Origin of the sequence: Hominimerdicola alba, assembly GCF_900109655.1 — a bacterium.
GTDB lineage: Bacteria > Bacillota > Clostridia > Oscillospirales > Ruminococcaceae > Hominimerdicola > Hominimerdicola alba_B.
On sequence record NZ_FOAT01000002.1, the window covers coordinates 318,375 to 343,834 of the forward strand.

Annotated in this window: 24 protein-coding genes, 4 tRNA genes, 1 pseudogene and 1 riboswitch; of the genes and pseudogenes, 12 read left to right on the forward strand and 17 right to left on the reverse strand. The window is 46.9% G+C overall.

What is annotated here, in order from left to right:
• Positions 1 to 5: 5 nt before the first annotated feature.
• From BMY75_RS03640 to BMY75_RS03655, 4 genes are read right to left on the reverse strand one after another with little or no spacing between them, the layout of a single operon-like run.
• Positions 6 to 1,001, reverse strand: a complete 996-nt coding sequence (locus BMY75_RS03640; protein ID WP_074829832.1) for an alpha/beta hydrolase — start codon at positions 999 to 1,001, stop codon at positions 6 to 8.
• Between the two features lie 13 nt (positions 1,002 to 1,014).
• Positions 1,015 to 1,551: a flavodoxin family protein gene (locus BMY75_RS03645; protein ID WP_074829836.1), complete on the reverse strand. Its 537-nt coding sequence runs from the start codon at positions 1,549 to 1,551 to the stop codon at positions 1,015 to 1,017.
• A 15-nt stretch (positions 1,552 to 1,566) separates the two neighbouring features.
• Positions 1,567 to 2,040: a cyclophilin-like fold protein gene (locus tag BMY75_RS03650; protein WP_081350438.1), complete on the reverse strand. Its 474-nt coding sequence runs from the start codon at positions 2,038 to 2,040 to the stop codon at positions 1,567 to 1,569.
• A complete protein-coding gene (locus tag BMY75_RS03655; RefSeq protein ID WP_074829839.1) occupies positions 2,037 to 2,249 on the reverse strand; it encodes a hypothetical protein in 213 nt (70 codons plus the stop codon). The genes BMY75_RS03650 and BMY75_RS03655 overlap by 4 nt, the downstream gene beginning before the upstream one ends.
• A 136-nt stretch (positions 2,250 to 2,385) precedes the next feature.
• On the opposite strand from BMY75_RS03655, the gene BMY75_RS03660 reads away from it, so the two are divergent.
• On the forward strand, positions 2,386 to 3,306 hold the full coding sequence (locus tag BMY75_RS03660; RefSeq protein WP_074829842.1) for a LysR family transcriptional regulator: 921 nt from the start codon (positions 2,386 to 2,388) through the stop codon (positions 3,304 to 3,306).
• Between the two features lie 294 nt (positions 3,307 to 3,600).
• Here BMY75_RS03660 and BMY75_RS03665 read toward each other — a convergent pair whose 3' ends face one another.
• Both BMY75_RS03665 and BMY75_RS03670 read right to left on the reverse strand, forming a co-directional pair.
• Positions 3,601 to 3,972 (reverse strand): DUF4363 family protein, encoded by a 372-nt coding sequence (locus BMY75_RS03665; RefSeq protein WP_074829845.1) that lies wholly within the window; start codon positions 3,970 to 3,972, stop codon positions 3,601 to 3,603.
• On the reverse strand, positions 3,969 to 4,646 hold the full coding sequence (locus BMY75_RS03670; protein WP_074829848.1) for a DUF421 domain-containing protein: 678 nt from the start codon (positions 4,644 to 4,646) through the stop codon (positions 3,969 to 3,971). The genes BMY75_RS03665 and BMY75_RS03670 overlap by 4 nt, the downstream gene beginning before the upstream one ends.
• Before the next feature lie 218 nt (positions 4,647 to 4,864).
• Here BMY75_RS03670 and recQ point away from each other — a divergent pair, with 218 nt between their 5' ends.
• The 7 genes from recQ (at position 4,865) to rpe (ending at position 11,340) form a co-directional block, all read left to right on the forward strand.
• Complete coding sequence (gene recQ / locus BMY75_RS03675; protein ID WP_074829851.1) at positions 4,865 to 7,081, forward strand: DNA helicase RecQ; 2,217 nt, start codon at positions 4,865 to 4,867, stop codon at positions 7,079 to 7,081.
• 26 nt (positions 7,082 to 7,107) lie between these two features.
• Positions 7,108 to 7,962 (forward strand): glutamate 5-kinase, encoded by an 855-nt coding sequence (gene proB, locus BMY75_RS03680; RefSeq protein WP_074829855.1) that lies wholly within the window; start codon positions 7,108 to 7,110, stop codon positions 7,960 to 7,962.
• A 1-nt stretch (position 7,963) separates the two neighbouring features.
• Complete coding sequence (locus tag BMY75_RS03685) at positions 7,964 to 8,305, forward strand: hypothetical protein (protein WP_074829858.1); 342 nt, start codon at positions 7,964 to 7,966, stop codon at positions 8,303 to 8,305.
• A complete protein-coding gene (locus BMY75_RS03690) occupies positions 8,277 to 8,711 on the forward strand; it encodes a DUF6678 family protein (protein ID WP_139199686.1) in 435 nt (144 codons plus the stop codon). Before BMY75_RS03685 ends, BMY75_RS03690 begins: the two co-directional genes overlap by 29 nt.
• A gap of 207 nt (positions 8,712 to 8,918) precedes the next feature.
• Positions 8,919 to 10,169, forward strand: a complete 1,251-nt coding sequence (locus BMY75_RS03695) for a glutamate-5-semialdehyde dehydrogenase (RefSeq protein WP_074829867.1) — start codon at positions 8,919 to 8,921, stop codon at positions 10,167 to 10,169.
• 145 nt (positions 10,170 to 10,314) lie between these two features.
• Entirely contained in the window at positions 10,315 to 10,644 is a 330-nt protein-coding gene (locus BMY75_RS03700; RefSeq protein WP_139199688.1) for a DUF6054 family protein, read from the forward strand.
• A 48-nt stretch (positions 10,645 to 10,692) separates the two neighbouring features.
• Positions 10,693 to 11,340, forward strand: a complete 648-nt coding sequence (gene rpe / locus BMY75_RS03705) for a ribulose-phosphate 3-epimerase (protein ID WP_074829875.1) — start codon at positions 10,693 to 10,695, stop codon at positions 11,338 to 11,340.
• 120 nt (positions 11,341 to 11,460) lie between these two features.
• Here the strand turns inward: rpe and BMY75_RS18710 are convergent.
• The 4 genes and pseudogenes from BMY75_RS18710 to BMY75_RS03725 all read right to left on the reverse strand — a co-directional run bounded on the left by BMY75_RS18710 (position 11,461) and on the right by BMY75_RS03725 (position 12,364).
• Positions 11,461 to 11,826: pseudogene (locus BMY75_RS18710) on the reverse strand (GrpB family protein).
• A gap of 292 nt (positions 11,827 to 12,118) precedes the next feature.
• Positions 12,119 to 12,192: transfer RNA gene (locus tag BMY75_RS03715), tRNA-His, on the reverse strand.
• Between the two features lie 5 nt (positions 12,193 to 12,197).
• A tRNA-Arg gene (locus BMY75_RS03720) sits at positions 12,198 to 12,271 on the reverse strand.
• A gap of 22 nt (positions 12,272 to 12,293) precedes the next feature.
• Positions 12,294 to 12,364 (reverse strand) — tRNA-Gly (locus tag BMY75_RS03725).
• 256 nt (positions 12,365 to 12,620) lie between these two features.
• A riboswitch (SAM riboswitch) is annotated at positions 12,621 to 12,732 on the forward strand.
• A 134-nt stretch (positions 12,733 to 12,866) separates the two neighbouring features.
• Between BMY75_RS03725 and metK the strand changes: the two genes are divergently transcribed.
• The 3 genes from metK (at position 12,867) to BMY75_RS03740 (ending at position 17,068) form a co-directional block, all read left to right on the forward strand.
• Positions 12,867 to 14,039 carry a methionine adenosyltransferase gene (metK, locus tag BMY75_RS03730; RefSeq protein ID WP_074829879.1) on the forward strand — a complete coding sequence of 391 codons (1,173 nt, stop codon included), beginning with the start codon at positions 12,867 to 12,869 and terminating at the stop codon, positions 14,037 to 14,039.
• Between the two features lie 3 nt (positions 14,040 to 14,042).
• On the forward strand, positions 14,043 to 15,161 hold the full coding sequence (locus BMY75_RS03735) for an acyltransferase family protein (RefSeq protein WP_074829883.1): 1,119 nt from the start codon (positions 14,043 to 14,045) through the stop codon (positions 15,159 to 15,161).
• A 404-nt stretch (positions 15,162 to 15,565) separates the two neighbouring features.
• Positions 15,566 to 17,068: an L-fucose/L-arabinose isomerase family protein gene (locus tag BMY75_RS03740; RefSeq protein ID WP_074829886.1), complete on the forward strand. Its 1,503-nt coding sequence runs from the start codon at positions 15,566 to 15,568 to the stop codon at positions 17,066 to 17,068.
• 104 nt (positions 17,069 to 17,172) lie between these two features.
• On the opposite strand, the gene BMY75_RS03745 is transcribed toward BMY75_RS03740, so the two are convergent.
• From BMY75_RS03745 to BMY75_RS17855, 4 genes are all read right to left on the reverse strand, one after another.
• Positions 17,173 to 17,246 (reverse strand) — tRNA-Arg (locus BMY75_RS03745).
• 62 nt (positions 17,247 to 17,308) lie between these two features.
• Complete coding sequence (locus BMY75_RS03750; protein ID WP_074829890.1) at positions 17,309 to 18,025, reverse strand: tRNA threonylcarbamoyladenosine dehydratase; 717 nt, start codon at positions 18,023 to 18,025, stop codon at positions 17,309 to 17,311.
• 51 nt (positions 18,026 to 18,076) lie between these two features.
• The gene (locus BMY75_RS03755; RefSeq protein WP_074829894.1) at positions 18,077 to 19,534 is read right to left on the reverse strand and encodes a sugar transferase; all 1,458 of its coding nucleotides are present in this window, start codon (positions 19,532 to 19,534) and stop codon (positions 18,077 to 18,079) included.
• Between the two features lie 426 nt (positions 19,535 to 19,960).
• The gene (locus BMY75_RS17855; protein WP_170844240.1) at positions 19,961 to 20,113 is read right to left on the reverse strand and encodes a hypothetical protein; all 153 of its coding nucleotides are present in this window, start codon (positions 20,111 to 20,113) and stop codon (positions 19,961 to 19,963) included.
• Positions 20,114 to 20,466: 353 nt separating this feature from the next.
• On the opposite strand from BMY75_RS17855, the gene BMY75_RS03760 reads away from it, so the two are divergent.
• Positions 20,467 to 21,855, forward strand: coding sequence for a sensor domain-containing diguanylate cyclase (locus BMY75_RS03760; protein ID WP_074829898.1), 1,389 nt, complete (start codon positions 20,467 to 20,469; stop codon positions 21,853 to 21,855).
• Positions 21,856 to 21,913: 58 nt separating this feature from the next.
• Here BMY75_RS03760 and thrS read toward each other — a convergent pair whose 3' ends face one another.
• From thrS to BMY75_RS03775, 3 genes are all read right to left on the reverse strand, one after another.
• On the reverse strand, positions 21,914 to 23,857 hold the full coding sequence (gene thrS / locus BMY75_RS03765) for a threonine--tRNA ligase (RefSeq protein ID WP_074829903.1): 1,944 nt from the start codon (positions 23,855 to 23,857) through the stop codon (positions 21,914 to 21,916).
• A gap of 69 nt (positions 23,858 to 23,926) precedes the next feature.
• Positions 23,927 to 24,553 (reverse strand): suppressor of fused domain protein, encoded by a 627-nt coding sequence (locus BMY75_RS03770; RefSeq protein ID WP_074829907.1) that lies wholly within the window; start codon positions 24,551 to 24,553, stop codon positions 23,927 to 23,929.
• A gap of 28 nt (positions 24,554 to 24,581) precedes the next feature.
• Positions 24,582 to 24,980, reverse strand: coding sequence for a hypothetical protein (locus BMY75_RS03775; RefSeq protein WP_074829911.1), 399 nt, complete (start codon positions 24,978 to 24,980; stop codon positions 24,582 to 24,584).
• Positions 24,981 to 25,460: the final 480 nt, after the last annotated feature.

Sequence of the window (25,460 nt, forward strand, 5' to 3'; positions counted from 1 at the left end):
AATAATTACATATTCTCCTTGAAAAAGCTCTCCAGCTTGTCAAACGGAATGACCTTCTTTTCACCGCCGTCATACAGATCGGTATGAGAAGCTCCCTCAATAATGAGAAGTTCCTTGTTATCGGTGTATTTGCTGTCCTTCGTCATATTCTCGTAAGCGTCCCTGCCGAAATAACAGGAGTGAGCCTTTTCACCGTGAACGATCATCACAGCTGAGCGTATCTCGTTGCTGTACTGCAATATCGGCATATTGATAAACGACATACAGCCGATCACGTTCCAACCGCTGTTGGAGTTGAGAGAACGAGGGTGATAACCTCTCTCAGTCTTGTAATATGCGTGATAATCCTTGACGAAATATGGTGCGTCATCGGGCAGAGGATCAACAACACCGCCTGCGCGGACATATTCACCGCTTGCATAATCCTTTGTACGCTGGGTATTCATAGCCACCTTGCTCGCATATCTTTTCTCCTCGCTGTCCTCAGAATCAAAATATCCCTTTGAAGCGACTCTTGTCATATCATACATCGTGGAAGCGACAGTCGCCTTGATACGGGTATCCAAAGCCGCCGCATTGATCGCCATACCGCCCCAACCGCAGATGCCGAGGATACCGATCCGCTCAGGATCGACATTGTCCTGCACGGAGAGGAAGTCAACGGCAGCGGAGAAATCTTCGGTATTGATGTCGGGAGAAGCCATGTATCTCGGCTGTCCGCCGCTTTCACCTGTAAAAGAAGGATCAAAGGCGATGGTCAGAAAGCCGCGCTCTGCGAGTGTCTGCGCATACAGGCCGCTGCTCTGCTCCTTGACCGCACCGAAGGGTCCGCTGACAGCTATCGCAGGGAGCTTGTCCGAAGCGTTCTTTGGGATATACATATCAGCGGCAAGTGTAATGCCGTAGCGATTGTGGAAAGTGACCTTCTTGTGGTCAACCTTATCGGACTTCGGGAAAGTCTTGTCCCATTCAGTGGTTAAAGTCAGCATTTCTTCTTTCATGTTCAGTACCTCCTCAGATCTTTCTGCCCATATCATAGGCTTCTTTCAGTTTCGGGTTATCTTTTATTTCTCCGACAGCAGTAACACCGCCGCAGAACAGCGTGCCGACCAGTTTTGCCTTTTCAAAGCAGTCCACCCAGCCCTCAATGCCTGAGAAAGCCTTTTCGGGAACGTGTTTCCCATCTTCGGCTGCCGCTGCAAGGGCATATACCTCACGGAACCGATAGTCAGATGGATACAGCGGATTCGCTCTGTCGAGCATGGTTTTCAGGATACCGCTCATTTCGTAGTAATAGATCGGCGTTGCAAACACAAGCACATCGGCGTGAAGCATCTTCTCACGGATCGCATCTGCATCATCGTGCATAAAGCACCGCTGTGTTTTCTGACAGGCAAGACAGCCTACACAGAACCTGATCTCCTTATCTCGCAGAGATACAAGCTCCACCTCATGTCCTGCTGACTTTGCGCCCTCTGCAAAAGAAACCGCAAGCTGTTCGGAGTTTGAGTTTTTTCGCAGACTTGATGATATGACAAGCACTTTCTTCATGATGTTTCCTCCTGATTATTCTTTCAGCGAGAGCGTGACAGTCACATCGCCCTCACCGAATAATGCCTTTAATTCTTCCTGTGTCGTATTCTCAATATGTCCGAGCTTTGTGTAGCTCCACGAATTGGAGTTATAGAATATCGTCATCTGATTTCCCTGATAAAGCATTATGTCGCCCGGTTCTGTTGATAGTTGTTCATCGGTTTTAGTGAGAGACCATGGAAGGTCTCCGACCTTTTCAAACCCGCCGTATTCGTTCAGCGTAACGGTGATCGGCTCTGATTTCAGCTTTTCGGCGAGTTCTTTTGCGGCGGTACTGTTTGCAAGTTCGGCTGTCAGTTTATTATCGTTTACATCTATTATGATCTCCATTTGTGAAACCTCCATTACATCTGAGGTGTTTGATCCCGAACCGCTTGATACAGGAGCTCCGCAAGCGGAACTCATCAATCCTATCAATATTGAAATAATGATCTCTATCAGTTTCATAGGAAGTCCTCCTTTTTCATCATGAACACCAGATAATCAAGGCAGCTTATGCACCGTTCCTTATTATGTATCTCATCGAGCAGCTCTCTTCTGTGAGCGGCAAGCATTTTCTCGCATAGTTTTATGTCACCTGAACAGGTATCGAATTGCTCGATAAATACATCATCACAACCGGCATCGATCAGATTTTGCCTGATACTTTCTTTCATATGCTCACCCCCGACTTTCTTGTTGTATTCATTATAACATGGTCATCTGTAAATAGCAAATACCTATATTGAATAGACTGCTATGCTTGACAGTTATAGTGATATGTGGTATGATATACAAAAGGAGGCGGAGTGTATGGATATTCGTGTACTCAGATATTTTCTTGCGGTCGCAAGAGAACAGAGCTTTTCTACTGCGGCAGAACGGCTTTATCTTTCACAGCCGACGCTGTCCCGTCAGTTGAAGGAATTGGAAGATGAGCTTGGAAAGCCTCTACTGATCCGTTCCAACAAAGGCGTTACACTGACCGAGGAGGGCATGATACTCCGCAAGCGTGCGGAGGAGATCGTGGAGCTTATGGATAAAACCGAGCAGGAGGTCAGGCAGAGCAATGACAATGTGTCCGGAACGGTGTATATCGGTGCGGGAGAGACCTATGCGATCAAACTGATCGCAGATACCGCACACAAGCTGAGAAAAGATTATCCCAATATTCATTACAGCTTTTTCAGCGGCAACGGCACTGATGTCATGGAAAAGCTCGAACACGGGCTGATGGATTTCGGGCTGATTTTCGGGAATGTAGACCGAACCAAATACGAAGCCATTGAGATACCTTTGCACGATACATGGGGCGTACTGATGCGCCGTAACGAGCCGCTTGCGAAGAAGGAAACAGTTACAGTTGCAGATATTGCAGGACTTGATCTGATCATTCCACGCCAACCGAATCACAGTACAATGCTATCTGAACTGATCGCAGAACAGGCACCTGATGCGAATATCGTTGCTGAGTATAACCTCATCTACAACGCTTCTGTCATGGTGAATGAAGGCATCGGCAGTGCTATCTCACTGGATAAACTGATCAATGTCAGTGGTGACAGCCGCCTATGCTTCCGACCTTTTGAACCGCGCAGGGAGGCAGTCAGCTATTTCATCTGGAAACGCTATCCTGTATTCACAAAGGCTGCAAGCACATTTTTAGAGCAATTCAGAAAAGACTTGATATCCTTAACGAGTCGTGATCTAAGTAAGAATATAATGAATATTTGAAAACAATCCCGAAGCCAACCTTATAAGTCAACTTCGGGATTCATTATTTCATATAAAACGTATCCTCGACATTTCGGTCACAAATATCGACTTTCAGAGTCAAAACTCTACGCTATTACAGCGTTTTTCAGTCTATCGACTTCATCGTCGGGAATCCTATGATAAATATCCATTCATATCAGTTTGAAAAGTAGGGAAGAAATGATCGATTTGGCTGTCATGTGTACGTTGTGAGAAACCTATATCAAAAGGGTCTTCCACAATAAAGCTCGCACTCTGTAGGCGCCCCATCACTCAAAGTAAAGAATGCAGGTTCGGGATATGGCGCTGGGATAGCAGGCGGCATTGTTCGGAGATGAAATCTATCTGTTCGATCAGGTCGGCGGGGTCAGCTGAGGATAGGGCGGGCAGGCGGCTCATTTCGGCGGAGATGGCTGTGACGCTGTTGAAGTTTTCGAGGAATGAGAGTATCTTGCAGTGGTTCTGCCAGCAGGTGCAGAGTTCATTGATATTGGCAGATGGGTCAGTGTTTGCGACGGCTTGTTCCCTTATCTCAGCGCAGAGATCCTGTATGCGGGCATCGGCATTTCGGACATAGGCGGCGGAGAATATACCCGCGGTGAGGATAGTGGTCAGGAGAGTGAGGCTTATCAGCAGACGTTTCATTTTCTTGGCTCCTTTTTTATAATAGTATATTTTGTGGGGTTTTCGGCGGTCATTATGAATATCTCGGGGATAGAAGCGCCATCGGCTTTGACTACCTTGTTTAGCCATTCCATATCAAGCCCGAGAAAATTCAAAGCGGCGGTGGAGACTTCACCGTCGCTTATCAGCATGACGGGCGGGTCGGTGTCAGCAGGGGCAAGACCTAAGTCCTTTGCCGTGGGCGGTGCGGCGGTCTTCTTGGGGCAGACGGAGATGGTGCCTGTTGTCTCGGCTACGGCGAACTGGACATCTGCAAGGTCGAAAATCTGCTGGGCGCGGAGTGCCGCCATGAGGTCATCGGTGGTGAAACGGAGTTCCCGCATGGCTTTCTGGTCTATCCTGCCGTTGGAGATTATCAGCTTTGATGAACCGCTGACAGTTCGGCGGATACGGCGCGACCTAAGGGAGAGATAGGATACTATCACATCGATGCTGACCAGTGTAAAAACAGGGACGATGCCCATTATCATGGGTATGCTGATATCTTCTACCGTGAGGGTGGCGATATTGGATAGCAGCATGGTTATCACCAGTTCGCTGGGCTGGAGGTCGCCTATCTGCCGTTTGCCCATCAGCCTGACGGCGGCGGTTATTACAAAATACAGGATGATCGAGCGGATAAAAACTATTAGCATTGTGTACCTCACTTTTTGTAATTGTTGGCAGCGATCCACAAGACAGAACACTGAACTCCCGCCCCTGCCAATAATTATGAATTATGCATTATGAATTATGAATTAAAAATTTACCCCGTTGCATTTTTCGACGGAGTGTGATATAATATACTGTGTATGTATAATTGGGCGGTCAAATTGACTGCTGCAACGTTTATCTCGGAAAGAGTGATGTTTCAATGACCGATTTTTCGGATAAATACAGCGTATTGCGGGATTTCTTCGGGCATACGGATTTCCGTGAGGGACAGCTGCCTCTGATAGATGCGCTTCTCAGCGGACGCGACGCTGTGGGCATAATGCCCACAGGCGCGGGAAAATCCATGTGCTACCAGATACCCGCGCTGATGCTTGACGGCATAACGCTTGTCATATCTCCGCTGATATCACTGATGAAAGATCAGGTCAACAGCCTTATACAATCGGGAGTGAGGGCGGCTTATCTCAATTCTTCCCTCACCACACAGCAGTACAACACCGCTATCGCTAATGCTTCGCGGGGAATGTACAAGCTGATATATGTTGCCCCTGAAAGGCTTTGCACACCATCTTTTATGGGGCTTGCGAGGACGGTTAAGATATCTCTTGTGGCTGTGGACGAAGCCCACTGTGTATCACAGTGGGGACAGGATTTCCGTCCCCATTATCTGAGGATATCGGAATTTCTTGAACAGCTTCCGTACCGACCCACAGTCGGTGCTTTTACGGCTACGGCTACTGACCAGGTAAGGTCGGACATTGTGCGTATGCTTGGACTTTACGACCCTGTCAGCGTGACCACGGGATTTGACCGTGAGAACCTGTATTTCGGGGTTAAGCACGCCAAGGACAAGTATGCCGAGACGAAGAAGATTGTTCTTGAAAACAAGGGCAGTTGCGGGATAATCTACTGTGCCACCAGAAAAGCGGTGGATGAGGTCAGCGAAAAGCTGACTGCTGACGGAATCGCCTGCACGCGCTACCACGCAGGGCTTTCGGCTGAGGAGCGCAAGAAGAATCAGGATGATTTCATATACGACCGCGTGAATATCATCGCGGCGACAAACGCTTTCGGCATGGGTATAGACAAATCCAACGTCAGCTTTGTTATCCATTATAATATGCCCAAAAATCTTGAAAATTATTATCAGGAAGCTGGACGTGCGGGACGTGATGGCAGTGAGGCTAAGTGCATACTTCTGTACGGCGCAAGAGATATCGTCACCAACAAGTATCTTATCGAGAATTCACGGGACAACACTGACCTTGATGATGAAGCTCTTGAACTTGTCAAAAAGCGGGATATGCAGAAGCTTCGGCAGATGACGGATTACTGCAACACAGGCAGATGTCTGAGACAGTTCATACTGGATTACTTCGGTGAAAAGCGAGTATGCAACTGCGGCAACTGCTCCAACTGTCTGGGAGAGACGGAGCTTACGGATATAACTGTGGATGCCCAGAAGATACTTTCCTGCGTATACAGGCTCCATCAGAGGAATATGCATTTCGGTGCGGTGGTGGTATCCGCGGTGCTGAAAGGTTCTGCCAATGCGAAGATAAAGCAGTTCGGGCTTGATACACTTTCCACCTATTCTATAATGAAAGATGTATCCACAACGCAGATACGGTCGGAGATACGGTACTTGCAGGCTGAGGGCTATCTCACCGAGGGCGAGCACAGCACGCTGATACTGACGCGAAGGTCTGCTGAGGTGCTGATGCAGAACAAGAAGGTGAGTATGCGTCTGCCGAAGCACAGCAAGGAAGAGCCCGAGCGCAGGAAGAAAGACCTCGGCGTTACTGCCTTCGACAGGGAACTGTTTGAGCGTCTGCGGGAACTTCGTGCAAAGCTTGCGGAGGAGATATCCATGCCTGCCTACATAGTTTTCGGAGATTCGGCTTTGCGTGAGATGTGCGTGCGTATGCCTGTTACACAGAGCGATTTTCTGGAAGTGCCGGGAGTGGGCAAGGTTAAGCAGGAGAGGTACGGAATGTACTTCACGGCGGAGATAAACAAGTATCTTCGTGAACACCCCGAAAGGAAAAATGCGCAGTCCGACACCGCTGAGAGCGGCAGTCTGGCTGATATGATAAAGAGCGGTGCAGAGGGTCTTCAGGGCATGGACGAGGAGTTATCACTGCCGCAGATGTGTGACGAGATACTCACTCAGCTGGGACTCAGCGCCGATAAAAAGCCTGTCAGCGAGGCTATAAAGAGCTGGCTCATAAGCGAGAACTACCTCACGGAAAAGGTGGAGAACGGTCAGAAACGTCTGGCGGCTACCATACTTTCGGAGGAAGCGGGGATAATCGAGCGAGAGAAGATATCATCTCTCAACAGGGCTTACAAAACGGTACTTTTCCCTCGTGCCGCACAGGAATTTGTGTATGAGAATCTTGGGGAGATACTTTGAGCATACAGACGAAAGAGGTAGATCAAATGTCATATTTAAAAGATAAGAAGAGAGTTGTCGTAAAGGTGGGTACCTCTACGCTGACACACCGCACGGGCAGACTGAATATACGCCGCGTTGAGGGACTGGTAAAGAATCTGGCTGACCTGCAGAATGCGGGTCACGAGATAATACTTGTTTCCAGCGGTGCCATCGGTCTGGGTATGTCCAAGATAGGTCTTGTTGACCGACCTAAGGACACACCGACCAAGCAGGCGTGCGCGGCTGTGGGTCAGTGCGAGCTGATGTACCTTTATGACAAGCTTTTCGCGGAATACAGCATAAATGTGGCACAGCTTCTGCTGACAAAGTTCGTGCTGATAGAGGACAGAAGACAGAACGTGCAGAACGCTCTGGAGAGAGTTATACAGCTGGGTGCTATACCAATAGTCAACGAGAACGACACCGTTGCCATCGATGAGCTGGAGCTTGAAGTGGGCGAGAACGATTCCCTGGCGGCTACTGTGGCTAAGATAGCAAATGCCGACCTGCTGATAATAATGTCCGACATTGACGGGCTTTATGATGCCGACCCTCGTCTTGACCCTGATGCAAAGCTGATACCCGTAGTTGAAGAACTCACCGACGATATCAGAAAGCTGGCAGGCGGTGCAGGCACAAAGATGGGCACAGGCGGTATGATAACCAAGATAAAAGCCGCTGAGATAGCTGTAAACAATGGTATCGATATGATAATACTCAACGGCAAGAACCCTGATAATCTGTACTACCTGTTTGAGACAGGCAGTCTGGGAACAAGGTTCAAGGCTAAGGGTTCACCTGCTGAAAAGAAAGAGCCTGAGGTGGACGAAAGCAGTGACAGCGATATCGTGGAGGAGTAAGATGAAATATTTCGTCCATAACAACCAGCGCATCAGCACGGTATACTATGAGTTTTTCAAAGGCGAATGGGACTGGGATAAAGGCGATCGCTACCATAATGACGGATCGATATTCCTGCATGACGATATAATGTATACCTGCGGTATCGAGGATATACTGAAAGAGGTTCTGTCCGAGTACGATGACTGCGGCGTTAATCTCATCTATCCCGAGGATTGGGAAGAAGTCTGCCGTCTGGCGGAAAAGAAAGGCGGCATCGTGAAAGAGATAGTTGACGAAGCGGCTTACTGGGTCGAAGACGCATTCGAGGAGTGTGGCTGTTTTACGATACTGGGGCTTTGAACCGAGGTGCATCATGAACGCTGACGAACTGAGAGAAACGATCCTGCAGACGGCACAGAATAAGAGCCTTGAAAGCTGTATGAGCGAGGAAAAATGGGATATCCTGCGGCGTGCTATGATGAACGATATGCCATTTCAGCCGCCCTACACTTTGAAATTTCTTACAGATGAAAGTCCCTGTGCTGAGGACATGAACTGGCACGAAGCATATGTATATGAGGGCTTATTCAACGGCGCTTTCGCGGTGGAATGGGTGAAGATACGACCATGCACCCAAAAGGTGCGCGGTAAACTTATTGCCCCCGAGAACATCGATGCGGGGAAAGAACTTGAATGGATACTTAAAAAATATTCCATACCTTACGAAGAAGAAAACGGCGTTTACTGTATATACGGATATCGCTGATAACAGAATAAAACAATATGGTTATTCCCCTGACACACCTGACTAAACATCGTTTAAAGGAATATAATGAGAGTTTGGCGGTTTATCTTCCCCCGCCGCTGGCGGGGGAAGATAACGTCAGCATAATATATCCTTGTCGAATCGGCATTTTAATTGGTGTGGTAAAGGGATAGTCAGATAAAACAATGCTTGAAAGGAGCGTTAATTATGGGTTACATAGACACACTTGGTCAGAAGGCACAGGCTGCAAAAGGCACTATCGCTTTTGCTTCATCTGACATGAAAAACGATGCACTGCTGGAGATCGCGCATATACTCCGCAGCAGCAAAAAGGAGATCATCGAGGCTAATGCTGTCGACCTCGAAAACGGCAGGATACGCAAGATGACAGAATCTCTGCTGGACAGACTTGCGCTGAATGATGCGAGGATAGAGGGCATGGCAAATGCCTGCGAAGCACTGGCTAAATATCCCGACCCTGTTGGCGAGGTAGTTGACGGAAGCACTCGTCCCAACGGCATGAAGATAGAGAGAGTTCGCGTACCTATGGGCGTTGTTGGCATGATATACGAAGCACGTCCTAATGTTACCGTTGATGCGGCTATACTCAGCCTTAAAAGCGGCAACGCAGTCATTCTCCGCGGCGGCAAGGAAGCTATAAATTCCAACAAATGTCTGGCTGACCTGATGCGTGTTGCAGTAAAAAGAGCTGGATTCGACCCTGACATAATTCAGCTTGTTGAGGACACCGACAGAGGTATCGCCCACGATATGATGACAGCAAACAAGTACATCGATATACTTGTACCCCGCGGCGGCGCACAGCTTATCAAGGCTGTTGTACAGACAGCTACCGTACCTGTTATCGAGACAGGCACAGGCAACTGCCATGTATATGTTGACGCTTCGGCTGACCTGAAAATGGCTGTTGATATCGTTGACAACGGCAAGACTCAGAGACCTTCGGTATGCAATGCTGTGGAAACCTGTCTTGTACACCGCGATGTGGCTGAGAAGTTCCTGCCCAAGCTGAAAAAGCGTCTTGATGAGCACAATGTTGAGATACGCGGCTGTGAGCTGACAAAGCAGATACTGGGCGACTGTGTCGTTCCTGCTGATGAGGACGACTATGCAACAGAGTTCCTGGATTATATCATAGCTATAAAGGTAGTTGACGATCTGGCTGAGGCTATCGAGCATATATCCAAGTACAGCACAGGCCACTCCGAGTGCATAGTTACCGAGAGCCTGTTCTCTGCTCAGGAATTCCAGAAGAGGATAGATGCGGCGGCTGTATACGTAAATGTATCCACACGTTTCACCGATGGCGAGATGTTCGGTCTGGGTGCTGAACTGGGTATATCAACACAGAAGCTTCACGCAAGAGGACCTATGGGTCTGCGTGAGATGACCACAACCAAGTACATCGTAACAGGCAACGGTCAGATAAGAAAGTAATTAGGGATAAGTCGGCAGACGTTCTCGGTGCTTGACATCTCTTTTGGAAAGTAATATAATTCCCTTTTGACTTTTGTGTTGTCAATATAGATTGGGATTCAGAGGTGCTATAATGCGAAGTAGTAAACTGATCACAAATTATAATGTGGACATTGAAAAAATTCTGAACGATTGGTTTTCTTCAAATACTGTTTCCGATGACGGTGTTTTTATAAAAAAGATCATTGAACCAAAACGGAAAATAATGATCTTTATTGCTGAAGATTATTATTTCAGAATAAACTCTACCCTTACTTTGACAGTAATTGTTGAACAAACTATCGATCAAATATTTGTTGAAGTTGTTTCAAGCGGTGGAAAAAGCGGACTTTTGGGTTATTCAAGCGGATCTGAAGACAGTGCAGTCAATCGCGTTGTAAAATTTTTAAAAGCGTATGGTTTTTCTGTGATAGATCCTGAAGGAACACTTTTGTAAAAAGGGAGTATTATAAAAAACGAATTAAAAAGGTAAGGTCGTGTAAATATGAAAGATCTTGTATCGGCGTCTCTGCTGGGCTGTGACCTGGCAGATCTGAAAAACGAGATAAAAAGCATTGAGAAAGCGGGTGCTGACTGGCTTCACTGTGATGTCATGGACGGCGTTTTCGTAAATAATATAAGCTTCGGCACACCTGTGCTGAAATGCGTAAGAAAAGCGGCATCGGTGCCCATGGACACACATCTGATGATAACCGACCCTATACGCTACATCGATGATTACGCGGAACTGGGTTCGGACAACATCACATTCCACCTTGAAGCGGCGAGCGACCCGCAGGCTGTTATAGACAAGATACATTCCCACGGGATAAGTGCGGGTATATCCATAAAGCCCGGGACACCTGTTTCGGAAGTAAAGCCATATCTTGGCAGTGTGGACATGGTGCTTGTGATGACTGTCGAGCCTGGATTCGGCGGACAGAAATTCGTTGCTGATACTCTGGAAAAGATCAGCGAGATACGCTACATTCTGGATAGCATGGGACGTACGGAGGTCAACATCGAAGTAGACGGCGGCGTGAACGGTGAGACTGTAAAGCTTTGCCGTGAAGCAGGCGCTAATGTATTCGTTTCGGGCTCCTACATCTTCGGTGCCGAAGACAGAGTAGCGGCAGTGGGTTCGCTGAAATGATATAATGTTATATGATTTTGCCCTGAAGCATTTAAAGTGCTTCAGGGCATTTTTTTATAAAAGCGACATGATAATAAAGCCATAAATAGAAGCGATCAAACGAGTTGCTTTGCAAATGTTCTATGATCTGTTAGTATCTTTTTCCATATAACCTACGAGCTTCCGCTGTCCATTTTCGGACGAAATCGGTTTTGCATCGGTATAGGAATCTCTGTTATGCTCATATCTCTTCCATAATTTTAGTTTTAGCGATTCGTATTCTTTGATGATATCATGATGCTCGTTCAGATAGTCGCGAAAATACAGCGCATCATTATCACCTGCGTATCTGAGATGTATATGTTAGACCTTATCCGCAAAGCCCTTATTTGTATATCCCTTGTTGAGTGCGATGCGTCTGTTTTTATCGGACATTCTGATAAATCCATTCTGCTCCGGAATGTGAGATATTTCTTCCATGTCTGCTTTTTCAGATATCTCGACCATCACATCAACGATATTCTTTGCCCGTATGCCATGCACTGCTGTGCTCCTAATGTGGCTTTATCCTTGTAACAGAATAACCGGTCAGAAGGTCTGTGATAGTAGTTTCTATCTATTTGTAGTATCCATTCCATTTATCGTCGTGGGGAAACAGGAATATGAGAAATAATTCCCATAATTCTTCCGGCGTCGTTTCCGAGAGTTCTTTTTCCATAGCCAAGTCCTCTGCAAATCCGGTACCATAATAAGGTATATATAAAAAAATACAGCCCCTCGTATTTACGAGAAGCTGTAGGGTGGGTAGAGAGATTCGAACTCTCGATCTTCAGGACCACAATCTGACGCGTTAACCAACTACGCTATACCCACCATAACACGCCATACTGGATTCGAACCAGTGACCTACCGCTTAGAAGGCGGTTGCTCTATCCAGCTGAGCTAATGACGCATATACTGCATTCAACAGTAAAAGCGGGTGATGGGAATCGAACCCACGTGGCCAGCTTGGAAGGCTGGAGTTCTACCATTGAACTACACCCGCATTTGGGTCATTGACTTGACCAGTCAACGAAAATAATTATACCACGACAATCAGGATTTGTCAAGCACTTTCTCAAACATTCTATCATTTGTTTAAAATTATTTAAAATCCAACTCCGTTTATGGTCTTTCACACCAAATAGACTCAGCCTATACCTCTCTATAAAAAGTTAGTTTGGAATATCTTGTAAAAAAAACGTTAAGATTGTTGACAAACGCGAAATTATGTAGTATAATAATTGACGTTAAATTTAATAGCCTTATCAAGAGTGGTGGAGGAATCAGGTCCTGTGAAGCCCGGCAACCTGTATGCTGTATATGCAGCTCGTCAAGGTGCCAAATCCTGCGGTTATTTCCGAAAGATGAGGAATTTTTTATAAAAAAGATCTCACCTCTCTTTTCTTCGGAATTGAGAGGCTTTTTATTGGCTGTTGATTTAACGGTTAACAACAGTATATGTCGGTATACCGACAAAGTTTCTTTTAAGAAAGGCAGGAACTATAATGTCAAGATTTCTTTTCACTTCCGAATCGGTGACTGAGGGTCACCCCGATAAGATCTGCGACCAGATCTCAGATGCTATCCTCGATGCTATGCTGGAACAGGATCCCTATTCCAGAGTTGCCTGCGAGACCGTTACCACCACAGGTATGGTAATGTGCATGGGCGAGATAACCACCAAGGCACAGGTGGATATCCCCCAGATAGTACGCGATACAGTTGTAGGCATCGGCTATGACAGAGCAAAGTACGGCTTCGACGGTCATACCTGCGCAGTTATGACAACCATCGACAAGCAGTCTCCCGATATCGCTATGGGCGTTGACAACGCTCTCGAGGGCAGAGATGAAAACGCATTCGATACAGGTGCAGGCGATCAGGGAATCATGTTCGGCTATGCCTGCGATGAAACTCCCGAGCTCATGCCCCTGCCTATATCACTGGCTCACAAGCTGGCTCTCAGGCTGACAGAAGTTCGCAAGAACGGCGCTCTGCCTTACCTCAGACCCGATGGAAAAACTCAGGTAACTGTTGAGTACGTTGACGGCAAGCCCGCAAGGATTGATGCAGTTGTAGTATCCTCTCAGCACGATGCCAAGGTATCCATGGAGCAGATAAGAGCTGACATCATCGAGAAGGTCATCAAGCACGTTATCCCCGCAGGACTTCTGGATGACAAGACCACATACTTCGTTAACCCCACAGGCAGATTCGTTATCGGCGGACCTCAGGGCGACAGCGGTCTTACAGGCAGAAAGATCATCGTTGATACCTACGGCGGATATGCTCGTCACGGCGGCGGATGCTTCTCCGGCAAGGATCCCACGAAGGTTGACCGTTCCGCAGCTTATGCCGCAAGATATGTGGCTAAGAACATCGTAGCCGCTGGTCTCGCAAGCAGATGCGAAGTTGAGCTTGCATACGCTATCGGCGTTGCAAATCCTGTTTCCATACTCGTTGATACCTTCGGCACAGGCAAGGTATCCGATGAAAGACTCAGCGCAGCAGTCAACGATATCTTCGATCTCCGCCCCGCAGCTATCATCGATATGCTCGATCTCAGAAAGCCTCAGTACAAGCAGCTTGCTGCATACGGTCACATGGGCAGAGAAGATCTGGGCGTAGCTTGGGAGCGTACAGACAAGGTTCAGGCTCTCCTGGATGCTTTAAAATAAACGATGGCAGAAAAAAAGAAAGCCCGCCGCAACGGTAAGATAGAGCTGTACAGATTCATATTTTCAATGTACGTACTGTTTTTCCATATAGGAAAATATCTTCTTCCGCCGCAGAAATTCACAGGCGGGCTAGATGTGGGCTTTTTCAGGCACGGTGCCATGGGCGTGGAATTTTTCTTCCTGGTATCGGGCTGGCTGATGGCGGCTTCAGTAAGCAAAAAGCTTGCCGCCAAAGCAGAGGGTGAAAAAGCTTTCGTACCGAAAGAGGGCCTGGATTTTCTGAAGCGGAAATACCTTTCGCTGATGCCCCAGCACCTGCCTGCATTTGCAATAGCATTCGCAGTGTACACATACACCCGCGAGCTGAGACCGATAGCGACAGTTAAAGCCTTTGCCGATTCAATACCGAACCTGTTCCTTATACAGATGAGCGGCGCGAATTTTACCAACCCGAATCATCTGGAATGGTATATTTCCGCAATGCTGATAGCCATGGCGATACTTTATCCTATACTCACCAAGTATTACGATGCTTTCGCAAAATACATAGCACCTCTGGCGGCACTGCTGATTTGTGGATATCTTATATATACCGATAAGAAGCTGACAGGTGTCACCACATGGACAGGTATTTGTTTCAAAGCAGTTCTCCGTGCTGTGGCAGAAGTCGCACTGGGATTCACATCATTCGAGCTTTCGGCATACATGAAAAAGAAGCAGTTCACCACTGCACAGAAAGTTCTTCTCACCCTGACAGAGTTCGGCTGTCTTGCAGGAGTTTCGCTGTATGTGATATCACTTTTGCCGACAAAGTACGAGCTTTACTGTCTGGTACTGCTGTTTATAATGGTAACTCTGGCATTTTCGGGAGTGACCTGCGGCACGAAAGCTCTTTCAAACGGATTTTTCTGCTTCCTCGGAAAACTTTCGCTGCCGATATACCTTTCGCAGATAGCAGCCATCGATCTGACAGCTGCACGCTACTCCTACAAAAGCAGTGAAGACAGGATAATAACAGCGCTGATCTTCACGGCAGTGTTCACAGCAATAACATTTGCTGCAGGCGAAGCATGGAACGCATGGAAACGGCATAATGCCAATAAACAGGCTCAGACAGCATAAAAAATCAAGCCACAGTAATTCCGGTCTAAAGACGGAACTGCTGTGGCTTTTTGGTATCCTGAGAGTTCTCTGCATAAATTGCGGGGCATTTCGATATGTACATACCTTATATATCGAAATTCTGCATGCGGTACGTACATCATTGGCGGGATCTCACAGATGTTGTATGTATATTGTCTGTGAACATGAATGACATACGAATAAAATAACGAACATTCTCCTAAAGAAAAGCGCATAAACTGCGCAATAAATGGTGATATAATGCCAACTTTTTGAATTGACACTAAGTTGTATATGTGTTATAATGTGTGCAACGATGAAGATCGCAGTTTATATGCGCTCGGCTGTCGGCGGAAACGTCGGGGCACACACAGCGGCAGCGCACCAAAACGGAGGTAATTATCATGAGCAACAAGCTTGCAAACACACCTGAAGTAAAGATAGGTCTGGTGGCAGTTTCAAGAGACTGCTTCCCCATGAGCCTGTCAGAAAACAGAAGAAATGCCGTAGCTAAGGCTTATACCGAAAAGTACGGCGCAGAGGGACTTTTTGTATGTCCTACCATCATCGAGAACGAATGCCACATGAGACAGGCTCTCAACGAAGTTAACGCTGCAGGCTGCAACGCTATCGTTGTATATCTCGGCAACTTCGGTCCCGAGACCCCCGAGACACTGCTCGCTAAGTATTTCGACGGTCCTGCAATGTTCGTTGCAGCTGCCGAGGACGATTGCGGCTCTGCTCTTATCGACAACAGAGGCGATGCTTACTGCGGTATGCTCAATGCCAGCTACAACCTCAAGCTGAGAGGCGTAACTGCTTACATTCCCGAGTATCCTGTTGGTACTGCTCCCGAAGTTGCTGATATGATCAACGAATTCATTCCTATCGCAAAGACTGTTGTTGGTCTGAGAAATCTGAAGATCATATCCTTCGGTCCCCGTCCTCAGGACTTCCTGGCTTGCAATGCACCTATCGCAAGACTGTATGACCTGGGCGTTGAGATCGAGGAGAACTCCGAGCTTGACCTGTTCGCAGCTTACAACGAGCACAAGGATGATCCCCGTATCCCCGAAGTTATCGCTGATATGGAGAAGGAACTGGGCGACGGTAACAAGATGGCAGGCATCCTGCCCAGACTGGCTCAGTATGAGCTGACTCTGCTTGACTGGGCAGAGGCTCACAAGGGCGAGAGAAAGTTCGTTGCATTCGCTAACAAGTGCTGGCCTTCATTCCAGACACAGTTCGGCTTCGTTCCCTGCTATGTAAACGGCAGACTGGGTGCAAAGGGTATCCCTGTATCCTGCGAGGTTGATATCTACGGCGTTCTTTCCGAGTACATCGGTCAGTGCGTATCCGACGAGATAGTTACTCTGCTGGATATCAACAACACTGTTCCCGGCAATATCTACAGAGAGGATATCGAGGGCAAGTTCGATTACACTCAGAGAGATACATTCATGGGCTTCCACTGCGGCAACGGTTCTGCTTGCATCCTGAACAACCCTGTTATGAAGTATCAGCTCATCATGCACAGAGGTCTTGAGCCTGATGTTGAGCCTGATATCACAAGAGGTACTCTTGAGGGCGACATCAAGCCCGGCGAGATCACATTCTTCAGACTTCAGTCCACTGCTGATGCAACTCTGCGTTCTTATGCAGCTGAGGGTGAGATCCTGCCTGTAGCTACTCGTTCCTTCGGTACTATCGGTATCTTCGGCATCAAGGAGATGGCTAGATTCTACAGATATGTACTGCTGGAGAAGGGCTATCCTCATCACGGTGCAGTTGTATTCGGTCACCACGGCAAGGCACTGTTCGATGTGCTGAAGTTCCTGGGTGTTGAAGACAGAGAGTACAACAGACCTGCTTCCACAAGATATTTTGGCGAGAACCCTTACAAATAAATTGCTTTAAAAGAAAAGACTGCTGCGAAGTGACGCGGCAGTCTTTTTTTGTATGTAGATTTTGGGATAAAAAAAGTCCCCGAAGCCTTAATCTTCGGGGAAAACGTCGCTGAGAGGATTCGAACCTCCGGCCTGCCGCTTAGGAGGCGGCCGCTCTATCCAGCTGAGCTACAGCGACTTATCAACTTAATTATTATATCATATCTCAGAGGAAAATGCAAGACCTTTTTCAAATTTTTTTCAGTCTGCCGATATGATATCCTTTATGACTTCCCCTGAAAGTATAAGTCCTGCCACGGAGGGAACAAAGGCCACGGAACCGGGAACGGAACGTCTGCCGTTTTGTGGTTCTTCGGAACTTGTGCGGGGAGTTATGGGCTCTTCCTCGGAGTAGACAACTTTCAGGTGTGCCACGTTTCGCTTTTTGAGTTCGCGGCGCATCACCCTTGCCAGAGGACAGCCTTTGGTCTTATAGATATCAGTCACACGGAATGCGGTGGGGTCAAGCTTATTGCCTGCGCCCATGGCGGATATCACGGGTACTCCTGCGGCTTTGGCTTTCATTATTATCTCTATCTTGCCTGTGACGGTGTCGATGGCATCTATCACATAGGTGTACTGTGTGAAATCGAAATCATCGGCGGTCTCGGGCATGAAGAAACAGTTATGTACATTTACGGTTATATCGGGGTCGATATCGTGTATCCTTTCAGCGGCTATCTCGGTCTTGTATCTGCCGACGGTGCTGTGGAGGGCGATTATCTGGCGGTTGAGGTTGGTAGTGCTGACGGTATCGCTGTCGATGAGGTCGATGGTACCCACTCCGCTTCTGGCGAGGGCTTCCACGGCGAATCCGCCTACTCCGCCCACGCCGAAAACTGCCACGCGGCTGTTACTGAGTTTTTCCATAGCTTCACTGCCGAGAAGCAGTTCGCTTCGTGCATACTGTTCTTTCATATTTTACCTCCAAAAACGGCAGAGCGCATAAGCGTTCCGCCGTTGATAGTTTTATCTTTTTGGCAGTCCGTTCTCTTCTTCGTATTCGACTACCTCTTCTTCGGTCATGCCGAGGTCTTTGCTGAAATCGTGCTCGATGAGGTCACGCTTTGTTTCGATGGGCTTTTCATCGTCAACACCCTCGGTAGCATCGGGAACGAATACTGTCCGCACAGTGCTGAGGATTATCCTCAGGTCTTCCCTGATGGACTGGTGCTCGATATACATAAGGTCGAGTTTCAGCTTATCGTAGGGGGTGGTGTTGTACTTGCCCATTATCTGGGCGTATCCTGTAAGACCTGCCTTGACTTTCAGCCTGTATTTGAATTCCGGCATTGTCAGCTCATAGCGTTCTGCCAGCTCGGGGCGCTCGGGGCGGGGGCCTACAAAGGACATATCGCCTTTGAGGATATTTATCAGCTGAGGCAGTTCATCAAAGCGTATCTTTCTGATGACCTTGCCAACAGGGGTTATGCGATCGTCGTTTTCAGCTGCGAGCTGTGCTCCGCCTTTTTCGGCATTGGTTATCATGCTTCGGAATTTCAGCACCTTGAATTTACGTCCGTTAGTGGTAAGTCTGACCTGTGAATACAGGACAGGACCGCCGTCGTAGAGTTTTATCACCAGAGCTGTTATCAGCATGAATGGCAGAAGTATCAGGAACATAATGCCTGCCAGTGAGATATCGAAGAATCTCTTCAGCATACGCTGCTCAAATTTAAGCCCGTCATTACGTGAGAGAAGCAGCGGGGTATCGAATAGGTGGAAATCGTCCGCGCCGCGGATAATGATATCCGAGAGTTTGGGGTTGATATAAGTTCTGATGGAATGTTCAAAGCAGAATTTCACCAGCTTATTTCTGAGGTCGCCGGGGATATCGGTGATTATAGCGCCCTCGTAGCGGAGTATGCGCCTTTCTATCTCATCAAGGCTCTCTTCACAGCTTACGGCTGCGCAGATATTATACTTATCCGTTCGCTGAGCCATTTTATTTACAAGATACTTGGCATTCGAGTTGCCGTAGATGATTATCAGCCGTCTCGGCGGGTACATCTTGGTGTATATCATTGTGAAGATGTAGCTCCACGGGTATGCGAATACTAGTTCAACTGCGGCAAGCACAAACATGGTAGAAAGGTCCATTCGGTTACGGCCGATGAGGGCTATGAGGACTATCTCCATTGCGTTGGTACTGAGAATACCCAGCACCTGAGAGCCGAAAAGTCCCAGAAACTTTGAATATCCCAGTCTGAAGCCGTTGAACAGGCTAGTGAAAGTCGCGTACATCACGCAGTAAATGCCTATCATCAGGAAGTTGCCGTAATGCCAGAAGGGGTCGTGCATCTTACTGTTATAATAGTTATACCACACGAATGAGAATCCCATTACAAAGAACAGGATGATCACCAGTGCGGCAATAAAATTCAGAAGCCGCTTATACTGTTCGCGGTTTTTTGTAATATTATCCAATATATGACATCCTTTTTGGTTTTGTTATATTTCGATCGATATATTTATCAAGTTACAAACTATCAGGTTATCATTATAGCACACTTTTTTTGATTATTCAAGTATTCTCGGGCTTTTTTCAGTTATTCGACACATATATGCGGCGGTTGATGTTCGGTTTTTGGGACAGATGTGTAATTTCGCTGAAACAAACTTTCATACAAAAACATCTGTTTTGCGAATCCAAGCTCGCTGAACTTTGTTGTGTCTGAATATGAATATCTGATGTGCATAATAAAATCAGGCTTTGTTTGAATAGTCGGATATTTGATGCGTTCGCTTGTGCTCGTATCCGTTCAACTTCAAACAAATGTTCCACGTGGAACATTTACGCTCATAAACATCTACGACGCATTGAACATTTCGCACCTCGTCCCTCGCGTCGAGTCATCGGATAACAACGACTGCGTCGGCTGTGGCTGTCGCTGTCCGATGATGTGCGCGGGCAAATAGTTCACGCGCAAAAAAATACGAAAGCATACGGTCGTATAATTTGGTATTGCCTGCGCCTATTGAATCGGAAGTTCGTATGATTCTCATCAGCTTACATCTCCGTTGGTATCGAGCGCATTTTTAACATTACAGAAAAGCTCGTGACGTATCCGCTTGTCCGGCGTTAGGATCCTTTCGCGAAAAGCTTGACCAAAAGATCTCTTCCTTGACAGTTTCCCACAGGTTTACTGCGTTTTTATCGGGAAGTCATATTGCTCGGTGAGATTTTGTGTGTTGTAACAAAAACGCAAAACAAATACTATAAAAACGTGACATTTTACTTGACAGCAATTGACAATCATGCTATAATAAACAAAAGAACTTCATGTGAAATTTCTATGAATCTTAATAATATTGATATTTACTTATCAATATTTTAAAATGGCGAAAAGAGGTGTACTATGGATAGAAAACAAACCAATGTAAAAACAAGTATGCGTAATTTTATTATTGCACTTGCTCTTTTGCTTACTACTAATATACTGATGGGTGTTATACTTGTAAATGTATCAAAAAACGCTCTTCGCGCCCAGATAGAAGAAAGAATGCTTGATGTATCTAAGACTGCCGCCGCACAGATCGACGGTGATGTGCTGAAAAATATTACGGCTGAGGATAAGGACACCGAAGAATATAACAGGACGCTTAATATACTCCGTTCATTTCAGGATAATATCGAACTTGACTATATCTACGGTGTAAAACCGGGTCCCAACAATACTTTCACATTTACCATCGACCCTGACAGGGAAGACCCTGCGGATTTCGGTGAGACGCTCGAAACTACCGATGCTATAGTAAATGCAGCTAATGGCAGATCAGATGTTGATAAATCACCTCACAGTGACGACTGGGGCAGATTCTATTCGGCGTACAGCCCTGTTTACGATACCGAGGGCTCGGTAGTAGGTATCATAGGCGTTGATTTCAGCGCAGACTGGTACGAAAAAGCCCTTAATTCTCAGACATCGGTAGCTGTTATAGTTACCTGTATCGCTGTGACGATAGGTATAATTTTGTCATTTATAATCATGTCACAGAACAGGAAGCGCTTTATAGCCATGCTGAACAGGCTTGACGACCTCGACGATGTTACGCAGAAGATCGACAAGATCATCATGGCGGGTTCGCTAAAAAGACTTGAAATGCTGCCCGATGCTGACAGTACGGTGCTGAAAACACTGGCAAGCGGTGAAACATACGATGAACATACCCCCAACGAATATGAAGCAGTAACTTCAAGTATTGAAAAGGTATACGATAAAATGCGTTCCTTTGCAAGGTATGTTGAAGCAAGGTCGGAGATAGACGGCACTACGGGCGTTAAGAACAAGGCGTGTTACAGAAACAGGATAAAAGAGCTGGACGAGCAGATATCTGCGGGCAAAGCTGATTTTTCAGCGGCGTTTTTTGATATCAACGGTCTGAAGAAGATATATGTTCACCACGGTTTTGAAGCCGGTGAAAAGCTTTTGTTTGAATGTGCAAAGGTGCTGAAAAACGTATTCGGCAAAGAAAATGTTTATCATGTAACAGGCGACGAGTTCATTATACTGACAGACCAGAAGCAGAACTGGCAGATGAAAGACCTTTTTGCAGAGTTTGAGAAAGAACTTGAAAAGTACAACGAAGAACACGTCCGTGATAATATTCTCTCGGTCGCAAAGGGCTTTGTTACCTACGACCGCAAAAAGCACAAGAATTACCGTCAGGTATTTGTTGAAGTCAAAGCGGCTTGTGATGCTGACAAAGATGAGCACTACGGCAGAAACAAGATAGAGATACAGTAAAAAACAAGCGATGTACCTGAAAATAGGTACATCGCTTTTGGCTTATACATACTTTGTATTACTTAGCCTTTGTATCGATCTCTTCCTTCAACTTAGCGATAGCATCGTCTGCGGGCATAGCGGGAAGTTCGCCCTCTTTTCTGGAACGTACTGTTACAGTGCCGTCCTTAACTTCGTTATCGCCTACGATGAACATATAAGGAACTCTGTCGAATCTAGCCTGCTTGATCTTAGGACCAATGTTATCGTCCTCAGCATCTACCTCAACTCTCATGCCGAGAGCACGCATCTTTTCGCAGAGGTCGTAAGCGTAGTCATTGTGCTCGGGCTTGATGGGCAGTATACGTACCTGCTCGGGTGCCATCCACAGGGGGAGCACGCCTGCGTACTTCTCTATCAGCAGAGCCAGAGTTCTCTCGTAGCAGCCCATGGAAGTTCTGTGGATGATATAAGGATTGCGCATCTTGCCATCCTTGTCAACATACTCCATGCCGAACTTCTTGGAGAGCAGCATATCTATCTGTATGGTGATGAGTGTATCTTCCTTGCCGAATACGTTCTTGATCTGGATATCCAGCTTAGGACCGTAGAAAGCAGCCTCGTCGATACCTATCTCGTAATCAAGACCGATATTGTCCAGTATCTTCTTCATTGTGCCCTGAGCTTCGTCCCACTGCTCGGGAGTACCCTCGTACTTATCCGTTCTGTTGGGATCCCACTGAGAGAAACGGTAGCTTACGTCCTCTGCAAGACCCAGCGTTTCAAGGCAGTAATTTGCAAGGTCGAGACAGCCGCGGAACTCTTCTTCAAGCTGTTCGGGGCGAAGTATCAGATGACCCTCGGAGATAGTGAACTGACGTACTCTGATAAGACCGTGCATCTCGCCGCTGTCCTCGTTACGGAACAGTGTGGAAGTCTCGCCAAGTCTCATAGGCAGATCTCTGTAAGAACGCTTTCTGTTCAGGAATACCTGATACTGGAAAGGACAAGTCATAGGACGGAGTGCGAAGCATTCCTTTGTCTCGTCATCGGGGTCGCCCAGTACGAACATACCGTCTCTGTAGTGATCCCAGTGACCAGAGATCTTATAGAGATCGCGCTTTGCCATGAAAGGAGTTTTTGTCAGCTGATAGCCGCGCTTGTACTCCTCGTCCTCTATCCATCTCTGGAGAGTCTGTATAACCTTAGCACCCTTGGGCAGCATGATAGGCAGACCCTGACCGATGTAGTCAACAGTTGTGAAGTATTCCAGCTCTCTGCCCAGCTTGTTGTGGTCACGGAGCTTTGCTTCTTCCATAGCTTTCAGGTGCTCTTCCAGCATGGAAGCCTTGGGGTATGCAGTACCGTAGATACGGGACATCTGTATGCCGTCCTCAGCCTTGCCCCAGTATGCGCCTGTACACTGTGTCAGCTTAACAGCCTTGATGGGAGCAACACTCATTATATGGGGACCTGCGCAGAGGTCAACGAAATCGCCCTGCTTGTAGAATGAAAGCTTTTCGCCCTTGCTGTCGTGCTTGTCGATAAGCTCGATCTTGTACTTCTCGTTTCTTTCCTCCATCAGCTTGATGGCTTCATCGCGGGAAAGCTCGAATCTTTCAAGCTCAAAACCTTCCTTTGCGAGCTTCTTCATCTCAGCCTGTATCTTTTCAAGGTCAGCGGGAGTAAAGGGATTTTCAACTTCAAAATCATAGTAGAAGCCGTTCTCCGTAGCAGGACCTCTGCCCAGCTTTGCATCGGGATAGAGATTCTTGACAGCCTGTGCCAGCAGGTGTGAAGCAGTATGCCAGAAAGTCTCCTTGCCCTGCTTGGAATCGAAAGTCAGTACCTCAAAATCGCAGTCGCTGTCGATAACAGTTCTCAGATCCTTGACCTCGCCGTTTACTTTGATGGCACAGGCAGCCTTGTACAGACCCATGCCTATACCCTTGATTATCTCACTTGCAGGTACAGCCTGCTCGATCTCCCTTACGGAGCCGTCTTTTAACGTTAGCTTTATCATTACTATTCCGCCTTTCATTTTTACCATCTGCGGGTGAATATTGCCTGCCCGCAGGATATTTTGCTTTGTTTATACTATTGATTTTCTGTAATAGTCGGTAACATCGCTGCCGAGCTTCTTGTATATCTCAGCCACGCTCTCATGGGAGCCGAGAGTTTTCAGCTCTGCGTCGGTCATGCCGATCATTTCGATAAATTCCACTCTGCCGTTAGGTGTTTCAAGTGTGTTTACCGACGGGTCGTTGATGCAGATGAAGCCTGTCAGCGGAGACTTCTGCTCAAAGTCTATGCCCGCGGTCTGACCTGTGTACAGGTACTCATTGTTCTGGAATATCTCGCCGTTCTTGAAGGTTATCCTTGCTATCTGCTGGAGAAGTCCTGCAACGCATTTCAGTTCGTTGGCTTCGTTTTCGGGGGTATAGCAGTTCTTTTTCAGCTTGAATGTCAGCTCATAGCCGAAGCCGCTCCACTCCTTGTCCTGGCTTTCTTTTTCGTAAAGCTCGGTAAGACCGTAGCTGACAAAGTGCCAGAAATCACCGCCGTCATAGATGCTTATACCGTTCAGCGGGTCGTTGCCGCCCAGTTCATAGGGTACTACGGTACCATAGTGTATAGGCGCTGTCTGATCAGGATATATCCTTTCAAATTCTGCGGTTATAGCGTCCCAGCCGCTGGTCTCGGGTTTTCCGACTTTCATGATATCCCTCCGTTCACATTGTTTCGGGTCAGTTTATGTTATCGCATACCACGCCACATGATACGACCTGCTGTGCGCCGGCTTTTGCTTTGCCGTCAGCCTTGTTGGCGGGAAGTACCATGAATATATAAGCGTAGACCCAGAAGCACAGAAGCAGTACGCTCAATATATTAGCCACTGCGCTTAATCCTCTGGTAAGCGATTTTTTAACTATGAATCTTGTCTTTTTGCCGTTTTTCTCCCTTGCCAGTGCATTGAAGAATCCAAGGAACCAGTAGGCGCCTATCCATATCGGCACAAAAAGCAAAAATCCCAGTGTGTAGGTTATCGAATGCCTGTATGCAAGAAATGATACCACTCCTGCACCTATACAGGCAGCGATGCATATAAAATAGCATATCATTGCGAATGTCTTTCTGTTCTTCATTTTTACGTTTCCTCCTATTGTTCTGTTACGTGTGCAAAAATAATGCGAAAATAAAAAGTCCCACAGGAGCATGATACTCCCATGGGACGTAAATAACGTGGTTCCACCCAGGTTCGCACAGCACCGCTTTGCGGAAGTGTGCCTCATTTAGTCTTTAACGCAGAACTGCGGCGTGTATTGGACGCACTCGGGGGCGGTATCCGTGAAGCTTTGCGATGTCCCGCTTTCAGCTTGTGCAGAACTCTCTGTGATGCGCTTTATATGCCAAACGGCTTCCCCATCATCGATTTATAATATCATAAAATTATCATATCACTCTTTAATGCGTTTGTCAAGGGGGATTTTAGGGCATATCCCCAAAAAATAAATTTTTAGCAGAATATCTAAAAAACACCTTGACATTTTCGGCGTTTTGTTATACAATAATATTATGCATTAAAATTTTTATCGGTCCCGCGGAGGCGGTTTACCATAAAACTA

Excerpts from the sequence above, each read along its gene's own strand:
- BMY75_RS03640 (WP_074829832.1), bottom strand. The coding sequence starts at position 1,001 with ATGAAAGAAGAAATGCTGACTTTAACCACTGAATGGGACAAGACTTTC.
- BMY75_RS03645 (WP_074829836.1), bottom strand. The coding sequence starts at position 1,551 with ATGAAGAAAGTGCTTGTCATATCATCAAGTCTGCGAAAAAACTCAAAC.
- BMY75_RS03650 (WP_081350438.1), bottom strand. The coding sequence starts at position 2,040 with ATGAAACTGATAGAGATCATTATTTCAATATTGATAGGATTGATGAGT.
- BMY75_RS03655 (WP_074829839.1), bottom strand. The coding sequence starts at position 2,249 with ATGAAAGAAAGTATCAGGCAAAATCTGATCGATGCCGGTTGTGATGAT.
- BMY75_RS03660 (WP_074829842.1), top strand. The coding sequence starts at position 2,386 with ATGGATATTCGTGTACTCAGATATTTTCTTGCGGTCGCAAGAGAACAG.
- BMY75_RS03665 (WP_074829845.1), bottom strand. The coding sequence starts at position 3,972 with ATGAAACGTCTGCTGATAAGCCTCACTCTCCTGACCACTATCCTCACC.
- BMY75_RS03670 (WP_074829848.1), bottom strand. The coding sequence starts at position 4,646 with ATGCTAATAGTTTTTATCCGCTCGATCATCCTGTATTTTGTAATAACC.
- recQ (WP_074829851.1), top strand. The coding sequence starts at position 4,865 with ATGACCGATTTTTCGGATAAATACAGCGTATTGCGGGATTTCTTCGGG.
- proB (WP_074829855.1), top strand. The coding sequence starts at position 7,108 with ATGTCATATTTAAAAGATAAGAAGAGAGTTGTCGTAAAGGTGGGTACC.
- BMY75_RS03685 (WP_074829858.1), top strand. The coding sequence starts at position 7,964 with ATGAAATATTTCGTCCATAACAACCAGCGCATCAGCACGGTATACTAT.
- BMY75_RS03695 (WP_074829867.1), top strand. The coding sequence starts at position 8,919 with ATGGGTTACATAGACACACTTGGTCAGAAGGCACAGGCTGCAAAAGGC.
- rpe (WP_074829875.1), top strand. The coding sequence starts at position 10,693 with ATGAAAGATCTTGTATCGGCGTCTCTGCTGGGCTGTGACCTGGCAGAT.
- metK (WP_074829879.1), top strand. The coding sequence starts at position 12,867 with ATGTCAAGATTTCTTTTCACTTCCGAATCGGTGACTGAGGGTCACCCC.
- BMY75_RS03735 (WP_074829883.1), top strand. The coding sequence starts at position 14,043 with ATGGCAGAAAAAAAGAAAGCCCGCCGCAACGGTAAGATAGAGCTGTAC.
- BMY75_RS03740 (WP_074829886.1), top strand. The coding sequence starts at position 15,566 with ATGAGCAACAAGCTTGCAAACACACCTGAAGTAAAGATAGGTCTGGTG.
- BMY75_RS03750 (WP_074829890.1), bottom strand. The coding sequence starts at position 18,025 with ATGAAAGAACAGTATGCACGAAGCGAACTGCTTCTCGGCAGTGAAGCT.
- BMY75_RS17855 (WP_170844240.1), bottom strand. The coding sequence starts at position 20,113 with ATGAGAATCATACGAACTTCCGATTCAATAGGCGCAGGCAATACCAAA.
- BMY75_RS03760 (WP_074829898.1), top strand. The coding sequence starts at position 20,467 with ATGGATAGAAAACAAACCAATGTAAAAACAAGTATGCGTAATTTTATT.
- thrS (WP_074829903.1), bottom strand. The coding sequence starts at position 23,857 with ATGATAAAGCTAACGTTAAAAGACGGCTCCGTAAGGGAGATCGAGCAG.
- BMY75_RS03770 (WP_074829907.1), bottom strand. The coding sequence starts at position 24,553 with ATGAAAGTCGGAAAACCCGAGACCAGCGGCTGGGACGCTATAACCGCA.
- BMY75_RS03775 (WP_074829911.1), bottom strand. The coding sequence starts at position 24,980 with ATGAAGAACAGAAAGACATTCGCAATGATATGCTATTTTATATGCATC.